We start from the raw sequence: 20,051 nt of genomic DNA, 5'->3' as shown, positions 1-20,051 counted from the left end.
CCGGCCGACGACCACACGGTGATGACACACGAGACCGGCTACCGGGTCGACATCGATGTTTAGGTGAGGCTGCGTCCTGTTATCTGCCAATCCCGCCTCAGCCGGGCATGCAGCAGAAAGAGAACCGATGCGTAGGGATTGGACCGCTCTGCCGGAGAGTGTCACGGCAGCGATCGCCGAACGGGTCGGCGGAACCTTCGACGTCACCCAGGCTCCCAGTGGCGACCACGCTGAGATCGCCTCGACAGTGACCGGACCGGCCAGACAGGTCTTCGTCAAGGCGGCCTCCGGCGAGTTGAGCGTCCGGTCGCTGCGCTACGAACTGGCGGTAACCCGGGCCATCGACCGGCACCCGCCCGCAGTCCTGTGGCAGTTCGAATCCGATGGCTGGCTGGTGGTGGGGACCGAGCATCTTCCCGGTCCCCACCCCGACCTGTCTCCCGGCAGCACGGATCTCAATCTGCTCCTAGCCGCACTGAAAGCACTTCAGGAGACGCCGGCACCCGGCGAGACGTGGTTCACCCCGGCGACCCGGCTCGGGTTCGCGCACCCGGCGATGGACGGCGGGACACTTATCCATTCGGACCTTAATCCGGCGAACCTGATCGTGACGCCACTCGGCCTACGCATCGTGGACTGGGCGTGGGCAACCAAGTCCGCCGCGTGGGTCGAACTCGCGTTGCTCGTCCAGTGGCTGATCGGCAGCGGACACAGCGCCGAACAGGCAGAAGAGTGGTTAACGCAGCTTCCCGCCTGGACCGCGACTGACCGTCACGTCCTGGACCACTTCGCGTCGCGGAACGCAACGGAGTGGGCCGCCAAGTCCCGGCAGAGCACCGAGCGCTGGGTACGCCACCTCGCAATGTGGACCGGCGAGTGGGCGGATCACCGGACCGACGGCCAGCAGTCAGCCCGTGAGCCACAGCGCGGGGGCACCCTCTCGTGAGGTGGACACCGGCAGCGGTAAGACTCCTCAACCAGCCAGGAGGCACGCTCGGGACCGCACATCAGGTCACTCAGCCGGGCAGGTCCATGCCGGCCCGAACCGAGAACCAGCCGCGCTGCTCCCAACTTGCTCCCAATGTAAGCCGCACATACCGCAAAGCCCGTTACCGATGACTCCGATAACGGGCTTCTGAACTGCACAAACTAAGGGTGGGCGATGCTGGTATCGAACCAGCGACCTCTTCGGTGTGAACGAAGCGCTCTCCCACTGAGCTAATCGCCCTCAGCGCCACTGACTCTACCCGATCGTGGAACCCGACCGGAAATCCGGGGTCAGTGCGTCGCGAGGTACTGCCTCGCCGTGGCCACCAGGTCGATGCCGAGGCTGAACTTGAGCGACAGCCAGACCACGGTGGCCACGAAGACCAGGCCGACGGATCCGAGCACGGCCCGGACCGGTAGCGACTGTCGCGTCACCCAATGCGTCCAGCCGTAGACGTGTCGCCGGGTGAAGCCGAGCAGCCGGCGCGCCCAGTGGTATTCGACCGCCCAGATGCCCAGCCCGGCGATCACCAGCAGCCAGCCGGGACCGGGCAGCGGGATGAGGGCGATGCCGATGGTCACCACGATCGCGCCGGCGATCGCGACGGAGATCTTGAGGGCGATCCGGCCGGTGGGGTTGGCCCGGATGAGGTCGAGGGTCAGCGAGATCCGCTCCCGCCAGCGGGGGCGGCGCGGCGGGTCGCCGACGACGAGGACGCCGCCGGGACGATCGGCGTCCGGCGTTGGCCGATCGGCGCGTTCGGGCTGCTCCATCGGTGTTCCGTACCCCCACTTTTCGGCTGCTCGGACCGCGACCTTCGGTGGGGCGGACGCCGCGGGCCGATCCACTGAGGAATTCTTCGCCACCATTTCACCCCCCAGTGTCGCTCAGGCCCGTCACTGCAACGGCCGACTGGACGTTACCGGAGTAAGTCGACGACTGAACCACCCGATCCCGGGCGGGATCACGCACTGGGCAGAACCGGAAATTCTACATGAATGTTCACATTCACGAGGCCTTTCCGTCCCCCTTCCCACCACTGGGTGAAGTCAGCGTATGGCGGAGCGTAGCCAGGAGTAGCACCTGAGTATGGGAAAAGCGGGACACGCGCGTTCCGCAGCGGTGCCGGGGGGAGAACGTCCATGAGTGTCATCCGACCGACGACCGTAGAGGTCGAGACGTCGCTAAGGCTCGTCGCACCTGACGCCACCGCCTTGCCGGTGCGTGCCAGTCTGCGTTACGACCCTGCTGACCCGTATGCGGTCCATGTCCTGTTCCATGCCGAATCTGCCGGTGGCGAGGCGGTGAGCTGGTCCTTCGCCCGCGAACTGCTGGTCACCGGCCTGGACGAGCCAGCCGGCATCGGTGATGTGCGGGTCTGGCCCTGGGCCACACCGCGCGGCGACTTCGTCGCGCTGGCTCTCTCGTCACCGGACGGCAACGCCCTCTTCGAGGTGCCGCGCAGCGTTCTGGTGCGTTTCCTTCGACGGACGTACGTCGTCGTCCCGCGCGGCCGCGAAGCCGAGCACCTGGACGTCGACACGGCGGTGAACCGGCTGCTCGCCGGTCGCTGAGCACCGCCCGAACGGGCAACACCGGCCATACCGGGGCCGCGCGGATCTGCCGAGTCCGCGCGGCCCCGGCACACCCGGGGGTACGCGGGCAGCCCGACCCGGGATGGCCGGTGCTCAGCCGTGCGTGGTGATGCCGCCGTCGACGGGGATGACAGCGCCGGTGAGGTAGGCGCCGGCCCGCGAGGAGAGGTAGATGGCCGTGCCGGCCATGTCCTCCGGGCGTCCGATGCGGCCCAGCGGCACCTGCTGCTCGATGGCCGTCCGGCTGGCGGGGTCGTCCAGGGCGAAGGCCATCATCTTGCTCTCGAACGGGCCGGGCGCTATCGCGTTGACGGTGATCTGGTCGGCGGCGAGTTGGTGGGCCAAACTGCGGGTGAGCATGTGCACCGCCGCCTTGGTGGCCGAGTACGCGTACACCTCCATCCACGGCACTCGGATGCCGTCGATCGACCCGATGTTGATCACGCGGGCCGGGTCGTCGGCGCTGGCGGCGGCGCGCAGCGCCGGCAGGAGCGCGGTGGTGAGCCGGAAGACGGCCTTGACGTTGACGGCCCAGAGCTTGTCGAACGCGGCCTCCGGGTAGGTTTCCAGCGGTGCGCCCCAGGTCGCGCCGGCGTTGTTGACAAGCACGTCGAGGCGATCGAAGCGCTCGCGTACCGCGGCGGCCAGCGCCTCGGCGCCGGCGTCGTCGCTCAGGTCGGCGGGAATGGCCTCGCACCGGCCCTCGGCGGAGAGCTCCTTGGCGACCGCCGCGCAGACGTCGGACTTCCGGGACGAGATGATCACGTGTGCGCCGGCCCGGACGAAGCCCTGGGCGATCATCAGACCGATCCCCCGCGACCCACCGGTGACCAGGACCGTCTTACCTTCGACCGAGAACAGCTGCGTCATGCCCATCCCATCACGAGTCGGCGGGAGCCGCCGACCGGTCGGGCGGCCGGCGAGGCGCCGGGCGGACCACGGACCGGACGGCGCTACCGCCGGGTAACGTAGCCCGGCCGCCGGGATCGCGACAAGCCCCGCGTGCGGCGCCGATTCCACGACCCACGTCGATTGGGATGCGATGACCTGCGGTTCGGGCTACCGTCGCAGGCGATGGTCTCCACCGGTCCCTCCCCCGCGCCACCGATCGGTTCGGCTTCACCCGTACCCGACGAGATCGCCACGTTCGCGTTGGCCGACCTTGCCGGCGACCCGGGCTGGCGTCGGCCGGTAGTCGCCGAACGGGAGCTGCTGATCCTCACCACCCGTGGGCACGGCGACGCGGAACTCGACTTCCACAGGCTGCCGTGCCGGCCCGGCACCCTGCTGCGGGTCCGCGCCGGCCAGGTGCTGCGCTGCGCCGGCCCGCAGTTCGACGCCACGGTGGTCTCCTGGGACGCCGAGGCGCTGCGCGGTTTCGACGTCGACCTGGCCGCGCCCGTCACCTGGCGGCAACTGGCCGGCGAGGACGAGGACGCGGTGATCACCGAGGTGAGCCAACTGGCGGTGGACTGCCAGCGGCACCCCGGCGGCCGCACCGCCCGCGCGCTGCTGCGCCACCAACTGGCCGTGTTGCTGCTGCGGCTCACCCTGGCCGGCGTCGACCGCTCGACCTCCCGGCCCGAGGACGAGACGTTCCACAGGTTCTGCCAGGAGGTGGAGCACGGCTACCCGCGTACCCGGCGGGTGGAGGACTACGCCGCCGCGCTGCGCTGCTCGGTGCGGACCCTGACCCGGGCGTGCCTGGCCGTCACCGGCCGCAGCGCCAAGCAGGTCATCGACGAGCGGGTCGCGTTGCAGGCCGGCCGGCTACTCGCCGCGACCGACCAGCCGATCGCCCAGATCGGCCGGGAGCTCGGCTTCTCCGAGCCGACGAACTTCGGCCGCTTCTTCACTCGCGAGGTCGGGGTCAGCCCCGGCGCGTTCCGGGCCGCCCGCGACCAACCGGTGACCGGCCGGGTGGTCCGGCCTCGACCGCCCGTCGAGCCGACGGGCGTCAACGGTGGCAGGTTCCGTCCCGGCGCGCTCGGCGAGCCGGCCAACGGCGGCCACGCCGGGTCGTCCGGGTCGCCCACCGGACCGGCCCGCGGCACGGGCCGGGCATGATGACGGGGTGCAGATCTCCGCGCGCGGCGACTACGCGGTACGGGCGGCACTGAGCCTCGCCACCGCGTACCCCTCGCTGCTGTCCACCCAGGCCATCGCCGGGGAGCAGGACATGCCCCGCAAGTTCCTGGAGGCGGTCCTTGCGGATCTGCGCCGGGCCGGCATCGTCCGCGCCCAGCGCGGCGCCGAGGGTGGCTACACGCTGGCCCGTCCGCCGCGCGAGGTGACGGTCGGTGCGGTGCTGCGGGCGGTGGACGGCCCGCTGGCCGGGGTGCGCGGCCTGCGCCCCGAGGAGACCCGGTACGAGGGCGCCGCGGAGAACCTGCCCGGCCTGTGGGTGGCGGTGCGGGCGGCCGTGCGCCGCGTGGTCGACGAGGTGAGCCTCGCCGAGATCGTCAGTGGTCGGCTGCCCGCCCACGTCCGCAAGCTCACCGCGCTGCCCGACGCGTGGGAGCCGCGCTGATCCACCTCGCGGGTCAGAGCGTCCGAACCACGTCCTCGGTGCCCAACCGGGGCAGCCGCTCCCGCCAGGCACCCGGGCCGGGACGGCCCACATTCAGGACCAGCAACGCCTCGTGCCGCCCGTCGGGAAAGAACTCCCGGGTCACGCCCGCCGCGTCGAACCCGGCCATCGGGCCGACGGCGAGCCCCGCGGCGCGTACGCCCACCAGCAGGTAGCCGATCTGCACTGTCGCGTTGAATCGGGCCTGCTCGACCCGTGTCGCCCGATCGGCGAGCCAGTCCCGGGCCTGCGGGCGGTGCGGGTACAACTCGGGCAGCCGCTCGTGGAAGTCCACGTCGGCGGCGAGCACCGCCACCAGTGGCGCGCTGGCGGTCTTCGCCCGGTTGCTCGACGAGAGGTGCGGCAGCAGTCGGGCCCGTGCTGCGGCGCTGCGCAGCAGCAGCACGCGCAGCGGCTGACCGTTGTACGCGGTCGGCCCGTACCGGATCAGGTCGTGGATCGCCGCGACCTCGGCGTCGGTGACCGGCTCGTCGGTGAACGTGTTGGCCGTGCGGGCCGCCCGGAACAGCAGGTCCTGGGCGGCCCGGTCCAGCGCGAGCAGGTCCGGTGTGGTCGCTGCCGTCACCGGGGCACCGGCGTGACGGCGGTCGTGTAGCCGCCCCGGTGATACACCAGCGGCGCGCCGTCGCCGCCGTCGCCGAGCGCCAACGGCTCGGCGATGACAAGCGTGTGGTCGCCGGCGGGCACCCGGTGCACCACCCGGCAGAACAGCCGGGCCAGCACGCCGGTCAGCAGCGGCACCCCGAATGGTCCGGGCGTCCAGCCCGGGTACGCGGCGAACCGGTCGATGCCGCTGGTGGCGAAGATCGCCGCGGCGTCCCGCTGCCCCGCGGTCAGCAGGTGCACCGCGACGTGCTCGGCGCGCGCCAGCACCGGCCAGCTCGACGACGCCACCCCGAGGCAGAACGAGACGAGCGGAGGGTCCAGCGACACCGACGTGAACGAGGTGGCGGTGAAACCCGCCCGGATCGGCGCGCCGATCCCACCCAGGCAGGCGGGGTCGGTGGCGCGGGCGGCCGCGGTGACCACTGTGACGCTGGTGGCCTGTCGACGCAGCAGGGCACGGAACAGGTCCGAACTCACCGGCCGCAGCTCGGCCGCGTCCACCGGGGGATGCTCCACGGTGGTCACTGCGACACCAGGGTCAGCGACGGGTACACGAGGGCCGGGCCGGGGCAGCCGGTTACGGCGGTGATCGGGGCGGTGGCGAAACGGGATGGGGACATGCGGCATCTCCTGATCTGTCCACGGTGGGAGCGGGGACGCTCGGAGGGGGCGGGGAGGCACGCTGCTCCGCGTTGAGCGGGCCGACGGGGTGATTGCGGCGCTGGAACCGAGCCGGATGGACCGGTCAGCTCAACAGAGCGCGCTCGCGTGCCGGACCAGGTCGACGTGCACACGAGCGGTGAGGTGAAGCTCATCCCGCTGCGACATGACTTCATGTTGCCGGGGCGGGATCGACCGGTCAACGGTCTTCCAGAAGGTGAGACCTGCACGACTACCGATGCGACAAAGCGCCACCAGCAGGCTCTATCGTGGCGCAAGACCTATCTGTTGAGTAGAGATTTGCGGGCGGGGTGGCGACTGTCCAGGGCGGACGACGAGAGGGTTTCAAAAGTTGCCGGTTCGGGCATGTTCGATCTCGACACGGCAGGGAACGGTGACGAGGGGAGTCCTCCGATGGGCCTCATGTTTCGCAAGCGCAAGAAGTACGGTCCGATCATCCTGAACTTCACCGAGAACGGCTTCTCCTCGTGGAGCATCAAGATCGGGCGCTGGTCCTGGAACTCCAAGGCTCGGGCGCACCGGGTCGACCTGCCGGGTCCGCTGTCCTGGAAGCAGGACAAGTCCCGGTCGTAGCCTCCCGGGAGTCGAGCGGGGTGCCGGTGATTCACCGGCACCCCGCTCGGCGTCTGCGGCGCTCAGCTCGTCGGCGTGATCAGCTCGTCGCCGGCCAGCTTGCCGGCCTCGCGGTCGCGTCGCACGTCGCCCGCGTCGAGCAGGTCGGCGAGCGCCCGGTTGGCGTCGGCGGCACGGTAGACGGTCGCGGTGAGGGTGTGCCGACGCAGCTCGGTGACCGGCAGTGGCCCGCCCCGACGCAGTTCCGCAAGCAGCTCGCGGGCCAGTGGTTCGAGGTCGGGGTCGCCGGCCACGTCGACCGTCGCGCCGGTCGGGTCGCGGTAGCGCACGCCGAAGTCCGCGCCGACCGACCACAGCGCGTCGCGGACCGCCTCCAGACTCCGGTCCGAACGACTGCCGAACGCGATCACGCCGGCGGCCTCGTCGTCCGGCAGCACCGGTATCAGCTCGGCGACCAGGGGGAAGCCGACCCTGACGAGCGCGTCACGGGCACTGCCGCCCGCGTGCAGCAGCACCTCCCCGGTGCGGCCGTTGGCGGCGGCGGTGAGCAGCTCGCGGCTCACCGCACCGGGCACGTCCACGAAGGAGAACAGCGGCGAGCCGGCCGCGCCGGCCGCCTTGGCCGCGACCGGCAGTCGGTCCGGGGCGCCGGTCAGCAGGTGCACGGTGACCTCGGCGGGCAGTTCCGCCTCGACCGGGCCGAGGAGGGCCGGCAGATCGGGCAGACCGTCGGCCAGCACCAGCACCGTCACCTGCCGGCCGCGCACCTGGTCGGCGTGCGCGGCGACCAGCTGTAGCGCGGCCACCGCGCCGCCCGCGTCGGTGCCGGCGAGCGCCACGGTGGCGCGCCGGGAGCGGTGCAGCGCGGTGGGCAGCCAGGTGGTCAGCTGGCGGACCAGCAGCGCACTGAGGAAGTCGGTGGTCCGGTCGGTCGGCATCGGTCCGTTCTACCGTACGACCTGCTCAGGCCGGCACGGAGATCCCCACCCCGCCCCGGGTCTGCCCGCCGTAGCGCCGCCGCTCGGCGTCCAGATCGAGCCGACCGATCTGCTTGCGGGCGGTCAGCGCGGCGTCGTCGAGCAGATCGGCGGGGATCAGCCAGACGATCTCGAACTCCAGACCGTCCGGGTCCTGCCCGTAGAGGCTCTTTGTGGTGCCGTGGTCGGAGGTGCCGACCAGGGCCCCGGCGGCGGCGAGCCGCTCGGCGGTGACGGCCAGCTCGTCGAGGGTGTCCACCTCCCAGGCGAGGTGGTAGAGGCCGACGGTGGCCCGGCCGGCGGTCGACCGCCCGGCGCCGGCGCCGATCTCGAACAGGCCGAGGTCGTGGTCGTTTGTCGAGTCCGGGGCCTGGAGGAAGGTGGCGCCCCGGAAGCCGTCCGGGGTCATCGCCACCGCACGGAAGCCCAGCACGTCCCGGTAGAAGGCGACGCTGCGGGCTAGGTCACTGACGTAGAGGACCGCGTGGTTGAGCCGGTGGATACCCATGACCCGAGCGTAGCCCAGTTTCGTTGAGCGTTCAACTATGTGGGTTATGATGGCGGTCATGACCCGCTGGCTGGACTCCGACGAACAACGCACGTGGCGCGCGTACCTCACCGCCTCCCGGGCGTTGATGGACACGCTCGACCGCGAGCTGCAACGCGACGCGGGCATGCCACACGCGTACTACGAGATCCTGGTCCGCCTCTCCGAGTCCCCCGGTCGACGCCTGCGGATGAGCGACCTGGCCGAGGCCGCGGGGTCGTCACGCAGCCGGCTCTCCCACGCGGTGGCCCGGCTGGAGGCGGCCGGATGGGTGCGCCGCGAGGACTGCCCCACCGACCGACGCGGGCAGATCGCGCTGCTCACCGACGAGGGTTTCGCCACCCTCGCGGCCGCCGCGCCCGGCCACGTCGAGGGAGTACGCCGGCATCTGTTCGACGCGTTGAGCCCCGCCCAGGTCGACCAGTTGCGCCGAATCAGCGAAACCCTGGCCGACCACCTGAGGAGATCCTGACCAATCGACACCGGCGCGGGTCTTGTACTTACCGTCGTCGGATGAGCACGATGGGGCGTGTCTTCCGGCTTCGGTGAACTGACTGACCAGGCGCACCATCTCGTGTCGGCCGGCGATCTGGCCGGCGCGCAGCAGTTGCTCGCCGACGCGCTCACCGACGCCGACCCCCGCCCCGCCAACGCCACCGAGGAGTTGGCCGAGGCGGCCAGCCTCCAGGCGCGGGTGTTGGTCGCCCTCGGTGAGCCGCACTCGGCCCGAGGATGGGCGGCCTTCGCGTACGCGGCCACCACCCGACTGCACGGCCGTTCCGACCCGCGCACTGTGGCCGCCGCGGCGACCCTGGCCGCGGTGTTGCACCGGGTGGGCAGCCACTCCCGGGCCGCTCGGCTCTACCAGGAAGTCATCATCGAGCTGACCGCGCAGGATGGCCCGGAGTCGCTGCGGGTGCTCGCCGCCCACGCCGACCTGGCCACCGTCGAGTACGCCCGCGGCCAGTGCACTGTCGCCCGGGACCGGCTCCAGGACGCCTGGGAGCTGCACCGTGAGGTCTATGGCGACGGGCACCCCAGCGGCATCAAGATGCTGGCGCGGCTCGGGGCAATGCAGCGGGACTGCGGGCAGTTCACCGAGGCGCACGACAACCTGGCGTTGGCCCGCGAGCTGTGCCGGCAGCACCTGCCCGCCGACGATCCGCTGGCCGCGCAGGTGGCGGCCCTGGCCCGAGCTGCGGCCAATCCCGACCACGCCTGCGCCGACAACCCGCCCACGGCCCGGGACACGCCGGTGGTGCCGGCCGCCCGCGTCCCACCGCACGGCGACGAGCCGACCGAGTCCAGCTACCAGGCACCGGCCCCTGCCGCACACCACGCCGGGCCGGCGGCCGCCGGTACGGTGCCGAATCCCCGAACGCCGGCCGACGAACCAGTCGGGTCGACGGGCACCAGGTGGCCACCCGAGACGCCGGAGGAGTCCCCGCCCCGCAACACCGAGACACCGGTGCCCCCGTCGGTGATCGGGTTGGCCGGCGAGGAGCAGCCCGGGGTGTACCGGCTGCACCGCCCCGCCACGCCGCCCGACCCGCATCCGGCGCCCGACCCGTACGCGCCGTCCGATCCGTATCCGGCGCCCGACCCGTACGCGGCGCCCGACCCCTACTCGCCGTCCGACCCGTACCCGGCGTCCGACCCGTACCGGCCGCCGGACCCGTACGCGCCGCTTGAGCCGTACACGCCGTCCCGCCTGCTGCCGGTCCCCGTACACCGGGCGCCGGCGACGCCGCGCAACCGGCTGGTGCCGGTGCTGGTGGCCGGTGTGGTCGTGGTGCTGCTCGGTGCGGCCGCGGTGATCGCCGGGGTGGCCCGGGTCGACGGCGACGACGAGCCGAAACCGCCGCCGGCCAGTGGCTCCCCCACCGCCAGCCCGCCGGCCGCCACCGCGCCCAGCTCCGGCGGTGCCGCGCCCACGCCGCCCGCCACCGGGGCGCCGCCCGGCAGCCCGCCCGGCGCGGTGACCCTGCGCGACACCCGGGACAGCATCGCGCTGAACTGGACCTACCCGGCCGGCAGCGAGGGCCCGGTGGTCATCGCTGGTGGCCGTACCGGCCAGAACCGCAACGTCTTCGCGACCCTGCCGGCCGGCACCACCAGCTACGTCATCTACGCGCTCAACCGCACAAACGACTACTGCTTCACCGTTGCCGTGGTCTGGTCCACCGACACCGTCGCCAGCTCCGAGCAGGTCTGCACCCGCCGCCGCTGACCGGCCCACGCACCCACCCGGGCGCGGCACGCCGCACGCCGACGGCCTGACCTACTCCCCGGCCCACGCCGCCGGCAGGAGCAGGCACACCCGTAGCCCGTGCTGCTCCGGCGCATCGGTGAGGGTGATGCTGCCGCCGGCGCGCCGCACCAGCTCCCGGACGATGGCCAACCCCAGGCCGGCGCCCCCGTCGTCGCGGGCCCGGCCGTCGTCCAGCCTGGTGAACCTGTCGAACACCCGCTCCCGGTCGGCCGCCGCGATCCCCGGGCCGTCGTCGGTCACCGTCACCAGGTGGTACGCCCCGACGCCGGGCCCGGCCGTCCGCCGCGCGGCCGACGTCGCCTCGGCGGCGAGCACCACGCTGCCGGACGCGTGCCGTACCGCGTTGTCGACAAGGTTGGACAGCACGCGTCGCAGCTCGTCGGCATTGCCTGTCGTCCAGAGCGGGCTACCCGGCGCCGCCACCCGCACCGGCGGCGCCGGGTAGCGAGCGGCAACCTCGGTCAGCAACGCGCCCAGTTCCACCGGGGCGGTCCCCCGGGCCGGTGGAGCCTCGTCCAGGCGGGCCAGCAGCAGGAGATCGTCGACCAGTCGGCTCAGCCGGTCGGTGTCGGCCAGCAGGTTGGCGGACACCGCCGTCCAGTCCGTGCGGTCCGCGAGGCGCTGGGCCACCTCCAGCTCGGTCCGGATGTTTGTCAGCGGGCTGCGCAGCTCGTGCGCGGCGTCGGAGACGAACGCCCGTTGGCGGACCCGGCCGGACTCCAGCCGGTCCAGCATGCCGTTGAGGGTGACCGCCAACCGGTGGATCTCGTCGGCTGACGCGGGCACCGGCAGCCGGCCGGCACCGGCCGGCTGCCGGGTGATCTCCTCGGCGCCCCGCCGTAACGCCTCGACCGGCCGCAGAGTCGCGCCCACCGTCCGCCACGCCACCCCGGCCAGCACGGCCACCAGGAGCGGGAAGGCCACCAGCAGGATGACCCGGACCACGTGGGTGCTCTGCCGCACGTCGGCCATCGACCGGGCGACCAGCACGGTGAGCGGGTCGGTCGCCGTGCCGGCGGGCACTGTCACCACCTGGACCGGGCCGGCGAGCCCGACCCGCTCCGCCGGCACGTCCAGCCGTTGCCGACGGTCCTGGCGCAGCCGCTCCGGGCGGACCATCGGGACGAGCCGGTCGGCGTCGATCGAGGCGGCCCTGATCCGCCCCTGCCCGTCGACGACCTGGACGCGGACCTGCCCGCCGGCCACCGGCAACGGGTCGGGCAGCACGTCCTCGGCGGCGAGCAGGGCGACCGCGTCGGCGGTCCGGAAGGCCTCGGTGTCGACGTTTCGCTGGAGCACGAAACGGAGCGCGCCGAGCAGCACCACCCCGCCCAGGGCCAGCCCGATGGTGAGGCCGAACACCCCGATCGCCATGAGCCGCCCCCGCAGCCCCAGCACCGGCAGCCGGCCGTGCCACGCGTGACGGGCCGGCAGCGGGTCGCCGACTGTCACGTCGCCAGCCGGTAACCGGCGCCCCGGACCGTCTCCAGCCGGTCCCGGCCGAGCTTGCGGCGCAGGTAGCCGACGTACACCTCGACGATGTTCGGCGCGGTCTCCAGGCTCGCGTTCCAGACGTGGTCCAGCAACTCGATCTTGGAGATCACCTGACCGGGTCGACGCATCAGGTAGTTCAGCAGCGCGAACTCCCGTGCGGTGAGCGTCACCTCGGCGTCGGCCCGGGTCACCCGCCGGCGGGCCGGGTCCAGTCGCAGGTCACCGACCGCCAGCACCGTCGGGCGTTCCGGCGCGCCCCGGCGCAGCAGCGCCCGCAGCCGGGCCAGCAGCACCACGTACGAGAAGGGTTTGGTCAGGTAGTCGTCAGCGCCACAGTCGAGGCCGTCCGCCTGGTCGTACTCGCCGTCCTTGGCGGAGAGCATCAGCACCGGCAACCAGTGCTGCTCCGCTCGCAGTGTGCGGACCAGCTCGTAGCCGGAGAGGCCGGGCAGCATCACGTCGAGGATCATCGCGTCGTACCCGCCGTGCCGGGCCGCGTCCAGGCCGGCCGGACCGGTCCGCGCGACGTCCACCGCGAACCCCTCCGCCCGCAGGCCGCGTTGTAGGGCAGCCGCCAACCGAGCCTCGTCCTCCACCACCAACAACCGCACAGCTCAAGGGTGCCACCCCTGTTCAACAAACGGCGGCTCGGCATCCTCAGCACGTTCTCAGGGCCGAGGGAGGAGGATGGCAGCAGGAGGTGCCACCATGTCCGTCCTGAGAAGCCGTCCCGTCCTTCGTTGGCTGGTTCCGGCCACCGCCGCCGTAGCCGTCATCGGCGGCGGAGCGGCCGTCGGCACGTTCGCCGCCGAGGCCGAACCGAGCCTGCCGCCGCGTACCGCCGCCCAGCTCCTGGTCGACCTGCAGACCTCCCGGCTGGAGGGGGTCTCCGGGACCGTCGTGCAACGTGCCGACCTCGGCCTACCGTCGCTCGTCGGGCTGGTCCCCGGCAACGAGTTGAGCACCATGTTGACAGGCACGCACACCCTGCGGGTCTGGTATTCCGGCCCGGAGCGGCAGCGGGTCGCGCTGCTGGACACCCTCGGCGAGCAGGACGTGATCCGCAACGGCCGGGACCTGTGGACCTGGGAGAGCCGCACCAACACCGCTCGCCATCGCACGCTCGGCGACACCGAGACCGGACGGGCGGCTGCCGAGGCGCGGCCGAACCTGCCGGCCACTCCGCAGGAGGCCGCCGACCTGGCGTTGGCCGCGATCGATCCGAGCACCGAGGTGAGCGTCGGCCGCTCGGCGACCGTCGCCGGTCAGGACGCGTACGAACTGGTGCTCCAGCCGCGCGACAAGGACTCCCTGGTGCACCAGCTGCGGATCGCCATCGACGCCAAGCAGCACGTGCCGCTGCGCTTCGAGGTGCTCGCGAAGGGCAGTGACCAGCCGGCGTTCGAGATGGCCTTCACCCAGATCGACTACCGCCGGCCCGAAGCCGACCAGTTCACCTTCAACCCACCGCCCGGCGTGACAGTGAACGAGGAGAAGGCTGAGCGGCCGGCCGCGGGCAAGCCCGGCCACGTCGGGCCGGCCGGTGATCCGCAGGTACGCGCCGTGGGCGACGGCTGGACGACAGTGCTTGTCGCCCGCCTCGACGGTGCCGTCGGAGGCAAGCCTGCCGCACCGGGGGCCGGCGCGCCGGACGTGGACATGTCGAAGCTGCTCGGCGGGCTGACGGCGGTCAGTGGCGACTGGGGCAGCGGGCGGCTGCTCACCGGCAAGCTGTTCAGCGTGCTGCTCACCGACGACGGCCGGGTCCTCGCCGGCGCTGTCACTCCCGAACGGCTCTACCAGGCTGCTCGCGGCTGATCCACAGGTGTCCGCGCCGGGTCGACCCACCGGTCGGCCCGGCGCGTCGCCGTGCCCGGCCGAAACCCGCGTCAGGGGGCGGCGTTCACGCCGAGGGCGCTGAGGTAGGCGTCGGCGAGGACCGCGTGGCCGGGCAGGTACGGATGCACGCGGTCATCGGCCCAGCGGCTCGACGGGCTGACCGCGAGGACCCTGTCGAACGCCGCCTGGTTGGGCACGTGCACCGCGTCGAGCTCGGCGGCCAGCCCCGCCACCACTGCTGCGTACCGGTCGGTGTCGGCGCGTTGCGGGACGCCGCGGTCCGCCTCGATGAGGAACGGGTCACCCAGGATCAGCCCGCAGCCGGTGCTGGCGACCGCCCGACGCAGCAAATCGCGCAGGGTGCGCTCGTACTCCTCGATGCCGACGGCCTCCTCCGGCCGGTCGCCGTAGTGCCGCCAGATGTCGTTGATGCCGATCAGCACCGCGAGCCAGTCGGGGCGCTCGGCGATGGCGTCGTCGTCCCAGCGGGCGGCCAGGTCCCGAACCGTGTCGCCGCCCACACCCCGGTTGACCCAGGTCAGCTCCAGCTCGGGGTGCCGGGCGTCGACAAGCGCGCGGACGAGACTGACGTAACCGGAGCCGTAGGGCGCGGCGACGTCGCGTCGACCACAATCGGTGATGCTGTCGCCGATGAAGACCACCCGTTGCCCGGTCCCCAGGATCATCCGACGCCACCTCGCGATCACCGGCACCGACCCGCCGGGCTTGGTGAGAACCGGCGGAAGGCGCTATCTTCAACAGTTCGAGGACACAAAAAAGAACGGCTAAAAGCCGTTCCTGCAAGCGATTCTAATCTTTAGGGAGACGGCTTGTCAAGGCACTCCGGCGGTTCTGGCGAATTGCCGCTCGACGACGAGATCGGTCGCGAGCAGGAGTACGTCTCGATGCTCTACGACCGGCTGGACGGGCTGCGTGAGCAGGCCGCCCACCGGCTCACCGCCGAGCTGCGCAACACCGGCGGCACCCTCCAGGACCGTTCGCAGCGCGACAGCTCGGTAGCGATGTACGCCGATCAGGTCGAGCAGTTCTCCGCCGTGGAGAACGGGCTGTGCTTCGGCCGTCTGGACGGTGACGACGACTCCCGCCACTACATCGGCAGGATCGGCATCTTCGACACCACAGGTGACTACGACCCGCTGCTGATGGACTGGCGGGCCCCCGCCGCCCGCGCCTTCTATCTCGCCACCGCCGCCAACCCGCAGGGCGTACGCCGCCGCCGGCACCTGCGGACCCGCCAGCGCAAGGTGACCGGGCTCAACGACGAGGTGCTGGACATCGACGCCGCCGCCCCCGGCGGCCACGAGGAGCTGACCGGTGAGGCGTCACTGCTCGCGGCGCTCAACGCGGGCCGGACCGGCCGGATGCGCGACATCGTCGAGACCATCCAGGCCGAACAGGACGAGGTCATCCGCGCCGAACTGCCGGGCGTCATGGTGGTCCAGGGCGGCCCCGGCACCGGCAAGACCGCCGTCGCGCTGCACCGGGCGGCGTACCTGCTCTACACGCACCGCCGCGAACTCTCCAGCCGTGGCGTGCTGCTCGTCGGCCCGAACGCGACCTTCCTGCGCTACATCTCCCAGGTGCTGCCGACGCTTGCCGAGACCGGCGTGCTGCTGCGTACCCAGGGTGATCTTTTTCCCGGGGTGAGCGCCCAACGGACCGAACCGGCCGAGACCGCGGCCCTCAAGGGCCGGGCGGTGTTGGCCGACATCCTGACGCTGGCCGTGCGGGACCGGCAGTGGGTGCCGGACGAGCCGCTGGAGATCGAGGTCGAGCGGGAGGCGCTGAGCCTCGACCCGGAGACCGTGCGCACCGCCCGGGACCGGGTACGCCGCGTCGACCGGCCGCACAACCTGGCCCGCGCGCTGTTCGAGATGGAGATCGTGCACGCGCTCGCCGACCAGGTGGCCGAACGGATCGGCGCCGACCCGCTGGGCGGGGACAACCTGCTCGACGAGGCGGACCGGGCCGAGATCCGCCGCGAGCTGCGCGAGGAGACGGAGATCCAGGCCGCCCTCGACCGGCTGTGGCCGGTGCTCACCCCGCAGCGACTGCTCGCCGACCTGTACGCCGACCCGGACCGGATCGCCGCCGCCGCGCCGATGCTCACCGACGAGGAGCGGGCGCTGCTGCACCGCGAGCCGGGTGGGTGGACGCCGGCCGACGTGCCGCTGCTGGACGAGGCCGCCGAACTGCTCGGCGAGGACGAGCGGGCCGCTGCCGCACGCCGGGACCGGATCCGGATGATGGAACGGGAGTACGCCGAGGGCGTGCTGGAGATCGCCAGGGGTTCCCGCTCGATCGACGTCGAGGACGAGGCCGAGGGCGGTGAGATCCTCGGCGTGACCGACCTGATCGACGCGGACCGGCTGCTGGAACGGCAGGAGGAAGCCGACCGGCTGACCACCGCGCAGCGGGCCGCCGCCGACCGGACCTGGGCGTTTGGCCACGTCATCGTGGACGAGGCGCAGGAGCTGTCACCAATGGCGTGGCGGCTGCTGATGCGCCGCTGCCCGAGCCGGTCGATGACCATCGTCGGGGACGTCGCGCAGACCGGCGCGCTCAGCGGCACGCCCTCCTGGGCGGACGCCCTCGCCCCGTACGTGGCGCGGCGGTGGCGGCTGACCGAGTTGACGGTCAGCTACCGCACCCCGGCCGAGATCATGGCGGTCGCCGCCGACGTCCTCGCGGAGATCGACCCGGCGCTGCGCCCACCGCGCTCGGTGCGGGAGAGCGGGGTACCCCCGTGGGACCGGACGGTGCCCGACGAGCGGTTGGCGGCGGAACTCGTCGCGGAGGCCACCCGGGAGGCGACCGCGCTGACCGAGGGTCGACTCGGCGTGCTCGTGCCGGCCGGCCGGGTGGGTGAGTTGGGCGCGGCGGTGACGGCCGCGCTGCCCGAGGCCGCAGTGGGTGAGCACCCGGAGCTGGAGAGCCGGGTGGTGGTGTTGACAGTCGCGCAGGCCAAGGGGTTGGAGTTCGACTCGGTGCTGGTCGTCGACCCGGACCGGATGGTGGCCGAGTCGCCGCGCGGCCGCAGCGACCTGTACGTAGCGCTAACCCGCGCCACCCAACGCCTAGGCATCCTCCGCGCCGCCCCCCAATCCCCGACCCCCTGACCACCCACTGGTCGATCATGAGGTTGACGTGGACTGTGATCTTCAACAGCCACGTCAACCTCATGATCACGCCGTCAAGGGTGGGTGGGGTTAGTCGGTGGTGGATTTGTCCTTGATGGATTTGGCTGGTCCGGTCGCGGAGGTGGACTGGTCGCTGGTGCCGCCGCCCATCGGGGTGCTCAGGCCGCCGGTGGTGGCGTCCCCGGTCGTCGTCGGGGCGATCTTGCCCCGGTGCCGCTCCGGCTGGCGGGCCACCCGGCGCACGCTCGCCGGACCGGCGGTGCCACCGGTGGTGGTCACCGCGCCCTGCCCACCGACGGGGCCACCGTCGTGCAGCACCCGGGGATCGATCCGTTCGTGCGCCGGGTCGAGCGGGTCGTCGCGCTGGATCTGACTCTGCACATCGGTACGGGGAAGCGTCACCTCGTCGACGGCGCCCTTGCCGTACACGCCTCCGGCGATCCGATCCTCGGCCTGGCGGGCGGCGTCCTGCCGCATGTCGTCCTCACGCACGATCATCACCTCGCAGAAGCTGTGGAACCGACTGCGTGCCCGACCACCGGCCGGCCAAACCCGACGTGACCGGGAGGTCGTCCTCGGCGGTTCACCGTCGCGCCGCCCACTGGCCGCCTGCCCGCCGCCCGAGATGTCCATGCTGTCCGGCGACCGGTGGGAGATGCCCACCGGCAGAGGGGATGACAGCGTGCGCACAGTACGCCGTACCGCCGTCGCGGCCCTGGTGGCCGCGACGGTGACGACCGGGCTCGCGGTGCCCGCCCAGGCGACGCCGCGACCGGACCGGACATTCGACGTGCAGGCCCACCGCGGCGGCCTCGGGTTGCGGGTGGAGAACACCCTCGCGTCCTTCGGCAACGCCCTCCAACTCGGGGTGACCACCCTCGAACTGGACGTGCAGATCACCGAGGACGGTCAGGCCGTCGTCACCCACGACCGGAAGATCAGTGGCGCCAAGTGCCTCGACACCGCACCGGTGACGCCCGGCGACCCGGAGTTCCCGTACGTCGGGAAGTACATCAACACGCTCAGCCTGGCCCAGGTGCGCTCGCTCGACTGCGGCTCGAAGACGCTGCCGGACAAGCCCGGCCAACTCGCCGTCCCGGGCGCCCGGATGCCGCTGCTGCGTGAGGTGTTCGCCCTGGTCAACCGTTACCGGGCGAAGGACGTGACGCTCAACGTCGAGACCAAGGTGGAGGCCGGCGCGCCGACCGAGACCGCGCCCCGCGACCAGTTCGTCCGGGTGACCGCGGCGGAGATCCGTGCCGCCGGGCTGCTCAAGCAGGTCACCATCCAGAGCTTCGACTGGGGCGCGCTGATGCGCATGCGCCAGGTCGAGCCGAAGCTGCCGCTTGTCGCCCTGACCAACTACGACTTCCTGCAGACCGGACAGCCGGGCGCCTCGCCGTGGCTGGGCGGGCTGGACATCGACGACTTCGGTGGCGACCCGATCAGGGCGATCCGCAGCTTCGGCGCCAGCGCCTTCTCACCAGTGCACGGCATGCCGCAGAACGGCACCGTCACCGACCCCGGCTACCAGCCGTACGTGACACGGGAGATGGTCGCCCAGGCCCACCGCTACGGGATCAAGGTGATCCCGTGGACCGTCGACGACCTGCCGACCATGGCCAAGCTGATCGACGACGGCGTGGACGGCATGATCACCGACTACCCGGACCGGCTGCGCGGTCTGCTGGCGCAGCGCGGCTACCGGCTGCCGAAGGCGTACGCGGCGCCGTTCGACATCCAGGCGCACCGGGGCGGGCGGGCCACCCGGCCGGAGAACACCCTGCCGGCGTTCGCGAACGCGCTGTCCAACCGGGCCATCTCCACGCTGGAACTGGACACCGGCGTGACCGCCGACGGCAAACTGGTAGTGCTGCACGACCGCACCGTCAACGGGTCGCACTGCGTCGACACCGCCCCGGTGCGCCCCGGCGACCGGATGTTCCCGTACGTGGGCAAGCCGGTGCACGAGTTGACCCTGGCGCAGCTCAAGACCGTCGACTGCGGCACGAAGACGCTGCCGGAGCTGCCCGCGCAGGTGCCCGCGCCGGGTGCCCGGATCCCGACCCTTGACGAGGTCTTCGCCCTGGTGAAGGCAAGTGGCCGCAGCGACATCGGGATGAACATCGAGACGAAGATCAGCCCGGTGGTGGACGACACCGAGCCGTACCGCAGTTTCACCCGCACGCTCGTCGACGCCATCCAGCGCGCCGGCTTCACCAACCGGGCGACCATCCAGTCGTTCGACTGGCGCACCATCATCTACGCCCGCCAGCTCGACCGCCGGATCGGCACCGTGGCGCTGGTCTGGCAGTACGGCCCGGCCGAGTGCGCGACCCTCGCCGACGAGTGCTCGTTGCAGGCGGTGTACGGGAACCCGTCGGTGAAGAGCCCGTGGACCGGTGGACTCGACTGGTGGAAGTACCAGGACCTCGGCAAGCTGACCCGGGCCGCCGGTGCGGGCACGGTGTCGGCGAACTGGCAGGTGCACGACCCGAAGCAGGGCACTGTCGCCTCGGCGGACTGGTACCTGCGGGAGAACCCGGCGTACTTCCACGGACCGGACGTCCGGACCCTTCAGACGCGGGACAACCTGAAGGTGATCCCGTACACCGTCGATGACGCGACGGTCATGCAGCGGGTCATCGACCTCGGTGTGGACGGCATCATCACCGACGACCCGGACCTGTTGGTGAGCGTCGCGACGCGCAACGGCCTGCGCTGACCT

At 72.0% G+C, this 20,051-nt stretch carries 21 protein-coding genes and 1 tRNA gene; 10 read left to right on the top strand and 12 right to left on the bottom strand.

What is annotated here, in order from left to right; all coding sequences use genetic code 11:
• The first annotated feature begins 127 nt into the window (after window positions 1-127).
• On the top strand, window positions 128-946 hold the full coding sequence (locus tag ACQPWW_RS09460) for an aminoglycoside phosphotransferase (protein WP_433131112.1): 819 nt from the start codon (window positions 128-130) through the stop codon (window positions 944-946).
• 210 nt (window positions 947-1,156) lie between these two features.
• Here the strand turns inward: ACQPWW_RS09460 and ACQPWW_RS09455 are convergent.
• Together ACQPWW_RS09455 and ACQPWW_RS09450 are read right to left on the bottom strand one after the other, a co-directional pair.
• Window positions 1,157-1,228: transfer RNA gene (locus tag ACQPWW_RS09455), tRNA-Val, on the bottom strand.
• A 50-nt stretch (window positions 1,229-1,278) separates the two neighbouring features.
• Complete coding sequence (locus ACQPWW_RS09450) at window positions 1,279-1,761, bottom strand: TIGR02611 family protein (RefSeq protein ID WP_433131110.1); 483 nt, start codon at window positions 1,759-1,761, stop codon at window positions 1,279-1,281.
• Window positions 1,762-2,130: 369 nt separating this feature from the next.
• Between ACQPWW_RS09450 and ACQPWW_RS09445 the strand changes: the two genes are divergently transcribed.
• Window positions 2,131-2,562: an SsgA family sporulation/cell division regulator gene (locus ACQPWW_RS09445; protein WP_007457244.1), complete on the top strand. Its 432-nt coding sequence runs from the start codon at window positions 2,131-2,133 to the stop codon at window positions 2,560-2,562.
• 114 nt (window positions 2,563-2,676) lie between these two features.
• Here ACQPWW_RS09445 and ACQPWW_RS09440 read toward each other — a convergent pair whose 3' ends face one another.
• Entirely contained in the window at window positions 2,677-3,453 is a 777-nt protein-coding gene (locus tag ACQPWW_RS09440; RefSeq protein WP_433131108.1) for a glucose 1-dehydrogenase, read from the bottom strand.
• A gap of 204 nt (window positions 3,454-3,657) precedes the next feature.
• Between ACQPWW_RS09440 and ACQPWW_RS09435 the strand changes: the two genes are divergently transcribed.
• Window positions 3,658-4,650 (top strand): helix-turn-helix domain-containing protein, encoded by a 993-nt coding sequence (locus tag ACQPWW_RS09435; RefSeq protein ID WP_433131106.1) that lies wholly within the window; start codon window positions 3,658-3,660, stop codon window positions 4,648-4,650.
• Between the two features lie 7 nt (window positions 4,651-4,657).
• The gene (locus tag ACQPWW_RS09430) at window positions 4,658-5,113 is read left to right on the top strand and encodes an RrF2 family transcriptional regulator (protein WP_355032917.1); all 456 of its coding nucleotides are present in this window, start codon (window positions 4,658-4,660) and stop codon (window positions 5,111-5,113) included.
• A 13-nt stretch (window positions 5,114-5,126) separates the two neighbouring features.
• On the opposite strand, the gene ACQPWW_RS09425 is transcribed toward ACQPWW_RS09430, so the two are convergent.
• From ACQPWW_RS09425 to ACQPWW_RS09415, 3 genes are all read right to left on the bottom strand, one after another.
• On the bottom strand, window positions 5,127-5,738 hold the full coding sequence (locus ACQPWW_RS09425) for a malonic semialdehyde reductase (protein ID WP_433131104.1): 612 nt from the start codon (window positions 5,736-5,738) through the stop codon (window positions 5,127-5,129).
• Entirely contained in the window at window positions 5,735-6,304 is a 570-nt protein-coding gene (locus tag ACQPWW_RS09420) for a flavin reductase family protein (RefSeq protein ID WP_433131102.1), read from the bottom strand. The genes ACQPWW_RS09425 and ACQPWW_RS09420 overlap by 4 nt, the downstream gene beginning before the upstream one ends.
• 225 nt (window positions 6,305-6,529) lie before the next feature.
• Window positions 6,530-6,607 carry a putative leader peptide gene (locus ACQPWW_RS09415; protein WP_350938629.1) on the bottom strand — a complete coding sequence of 26 codons (78 nt, stop codon included), beginning with the start codon at window positions 6,605-6,607 and terminating at the stop codon, window positions 6,530-6,532.
• 246 nt (window positions 6,608-6,853) lie between these two features.
• Between ACQPWW_RS09415 and ACQPWW_RS09410 the strand changes: the two genes are divergently transcribed.
• Window positions 6,854-7,033 (top strand): DUF4236 domain-containing protein, encoded by a 180-nt coding sequence (locus ACQPWW_RS09410; protein WP_030333600.1) that lies wholly within the window; start codon window positions 6,854-6,856, stop codon window positions 7,031-7,033.
• Window positions 7,034-7,095: 62 nt separating this feature from the next.
• Here ACQPWW_RS09410 and ACQPWW_RS09405 read toward each other — a convergent pair whose 3' ends face one another.
• Together ACQPWW_RS09405 and ACQPWW_RS09400 are read right to left on the bottom strand one after the other, a co-directional pair.
• Window positions 7,096-7,971 carry a hypothetical protein gene (locus ACQPWW_RS09405; RefSeq protein WP_433131099.1) on the bottom strand — a complete coding sequence of 292 codons (876 nt, stop codon included), beginning with the start codon at window positions 7,969-7,971 and terminating at the stop codon, window positions 7,096-7,098.
• A gap of 25 nt (window positions 7,972-7,996) precedes the next feature.
• Window positions 7,997-8,518 carry a VOC family protein gene (locus ACQPWW_RS09400; protein WP_433131097.1) on the bottom strand — a complete coding sequence of 174 codons (522 nt, stop codon included), beginning with the start codon at window positions 8,516-8,518 and terminating at the stop codon, window positions 7,997-7,999.
• A 49-nt stretch (window positions 8,519-8,567) separates the two neighbouring features.
• Between ACQPWW_RS09400 and ACQPWW_RS09395 the strand changes: the two genes are divergently transcribed.
• The gene (locus ACQPWW_RS09395) at window positions 8,568-9,029 is read left to right on the top strand and encodes a MarR family winged helix-turn-helix transcriptional regulator (protein WP_433134246.1); all 462 of its coding nucleotides are present in this window, start codon (window positions 8,568-8,570) and stop codon (window positions 9,027-9,029) included.
• 57 nt (window positions 9,030-9,086) lie between these two features.
• Window positions 9,087-10,787 (top strand): tetratricopeptide repeat protein, encoded by a 1,701-nt coding sequence (locus ACQPWW_RS09390; RefSeq protein WP_433131095.1) that lies wholly within the window; start codon window positions 9,087-9,089, stop codon window positions 10,785-10,787.
• A gap of 51 nt (window positions 10,788-10,838) precedes the next feature.
• Here the strand turns inward: ACQPWW_RS09390 and ACQPWW_RS09385 are convergent, their stop codons facing one another.
• The gene (locus tag ACQPWW_RS09385; RefSeq protein WP_433134244.1) at window positions 10,839-12,203 is read right to left on the bottom strand and encodes a sensor histidine kinase; all 1,365 of its coding nucleotides are present in this window, start codon (window positions 12,201-12,203) and stop codon (window positions 10,839-10,841) included.
• A 74-nt stretch (window positions 12,204-12,277) separates the two neighbouring features.
• Window positions 12,278-12,934, bottom strand: coding sequence for a response regulator transcription factor (locus tag ACQPWW_RS09380; protein ID WP_433131093.1), 657 nt, complete (start codon window positions 12,932-12,934; stop codon window positions 12,278-12,280).
• 97 nt (window positions 12,935-13,031) lie between these two features.
• Here ACQPWW_RS09380 and ACQPWW_RS09375 point away from each other — a divergent pair, with 97 nt between their 5' ends.
• Complete coding sequence (locus tag ACQPWW_RS09375; protein WP_433131091.1) at window positions 13,032-14,141, top strand: LolA family protein; 1,110 nt, start codon at window positions 13,032-13,034, stop codon at window positions 14,139-14,141.
• 71 nt (window positions 14,142-14,212) lie between these two features.
• On the opposite strand, the gene ACQPWW_RS09370 is transcribed toward ACQPWW_RS09375, so the two are convergent.
• The gene (locus ACQPWW_RS09370; protein ID WP_433131089.1) at window positions 14,213-14,848 is read right to left on the bottom strand and encodes an SGNH/GDSL hydrolase family protein; all 636 of its coding nucleotides are present in this window, start codon (window positions 14,846-14,848) and stop codon (window positions 14,213-14,215) included.
• Window positions 14,849-14,992: 144 nt separating this feature from the next.
• On the opposite strand from ACQPWW_RS09370, the gene ACQPWW_RS09365 reads away from it, so the two are divergent.
• Entirely contained in the window at window positions 14,993-17,302 is a 2,310-nt protein-coding gene (locus ACQPWW_RS09365; protein ID WP_433131087.1) for a HelD family protein, read from the top strand.
• Between the two features lie 90 nt (window positions 17,303-17,392).
• On the opposite strand, the gene ACQPWW_RS09360 is transcribed toward ACQPWW_RS09365, so the two are convergent.
• Window positions 17,393-17,815 (bottom strand): hypothetical protein, encoded by a 423-nt coding sequence (locus tag ACQPWW_RS09360; RefSeq protein WP_433131085.1) that lies wholly within the window; start codon window positions 17,813-17,815, stop codon window positions 17,393-17,395.
• A 190-nt stretch (window positions 17,816-18,005) separates the two neighbouring features.
• Here ACQPWW_RS09360 and ACQPWW_RS09355 point away from each other — a divergent pair, with 190 nt between their 5' ends.
• On the top strand, window positions 18,006-20,048 hold the full coding sequence (locus ACQPWW_RS09355; protein ID WP_433131083.1) for a glycerophosphodiester phosphodiesterase family protein: 2,043 nt from the start codon (window positions 18,006-18,008) through the stop codon (window positions 20,046-20,048).
• The last annotated feature ends 3 nt before the right edge of the window (window positions 20,049-20,051 follow it).

Source organism: Micromonospora sp. CA-240977, from assembly GCF_050942285.1.
Classification (GTDB): domain Bacteria; phylum Actinomycetota; class Actinomycetes; order Mycobacteriales; family Micromonosporaceae; genus Micromonospora.
Note: the sequence above shows the minus strand (reverse complement) of the source record. Positions and strands in the feature narration are given on the sequence as shown.

Coding starts and splice junctions, on each gene's coding strand:
- ACQPWW_RS09460 (WP_433131112.1), top strand. CDS start 128: ATGCGTAGGGATTGGACCGCTCTGCCGGAGAGTGTCACGGCAGCGATC.
- ACQPWW_RS09450 (WP_433131110.1), bottom strand. CDS start 1,761: ATGGAGCAGCCCGAACGCGCCGATCGGCCAACGCCGGACGCCGATCGT.
- ACQPWW_RS09445 (WP_007457244.1), top strand. CDS start 2,131: ATGAGTGTCATCCGACCGACGACCGTAGAGGTCGAGACGTCGCTAAGG.
- ACQPWW_RS09440 (WP_433131108.1), bottom strand. CDS start 3,453: ATGACGCAGCTGTTCTCGGTCGAAGGTAAGACGGTCCTGGTCACCGGT.
- ACQPWW_RS09435 (WP_433131106.1), top strand. CDS start 3,658: ATGGTCTCCACCGGTCCCTCCCCCGCGCCACCGATCGGTTCGGCTTCA.
- ACQPWW_RS09415 (WP_350938629.1), bottom strand. CDS start 6,607: ATGTCGCAGCGGGATGAGCTTCACCTCACCGCTCGTGTGCACGTCGAC.
- ACQPWW_RS09410 (WP_030333600.1), top strand. CDS start 6,854: ATGGGCCTCATGTTTCGCAAGCGCAAGAAGTACGGTCCGATCATCCTG.
- ACQPWW_RS09405 (WP_433131099.1), bottom strand. CDS start 7,971: ATGCCGACCGACCGGACCACCGACTTCCTCAGTGCGCTGCTGGTCCGC.
- ACQPWW_RS09400 (WP_433131097.1), bottom strand. CDS start 8,518: ATGGGTATCCACCGGCTCAACCACGCGGTCCTCTACGTCAGTGACCTA.
- ACQPWW_RS09395 (WP_433134246.1), top strand. CDS start 8,568: ATGGCGGTCATGACCCGCTGGCTGGACTCCGACGAACAACGCACGTGG.
- ACQPWW_RS09385 (WP_433134244.1), bottom strand. CDS start 12,203: ATGGCGATCGGGGTGTTCGGCCTCACCATCGGGCTGGCCCTGGGCGGG.
- ACQPWW_RS09375 (WP_433131091.1), top strand. CDS start 13,032: ATGTCCGTCCTGAGAAGCCGTCCCGTCCTTCGTTGGCTGGTTCCGGCC.
- ACQPWW_RS09370 (WP_433131089.1), bottom strand. CDS start 14,848: ATGATCCTGGGGACCGGGCAACGGGTGGTCTTCATCGGCGACAGCATC.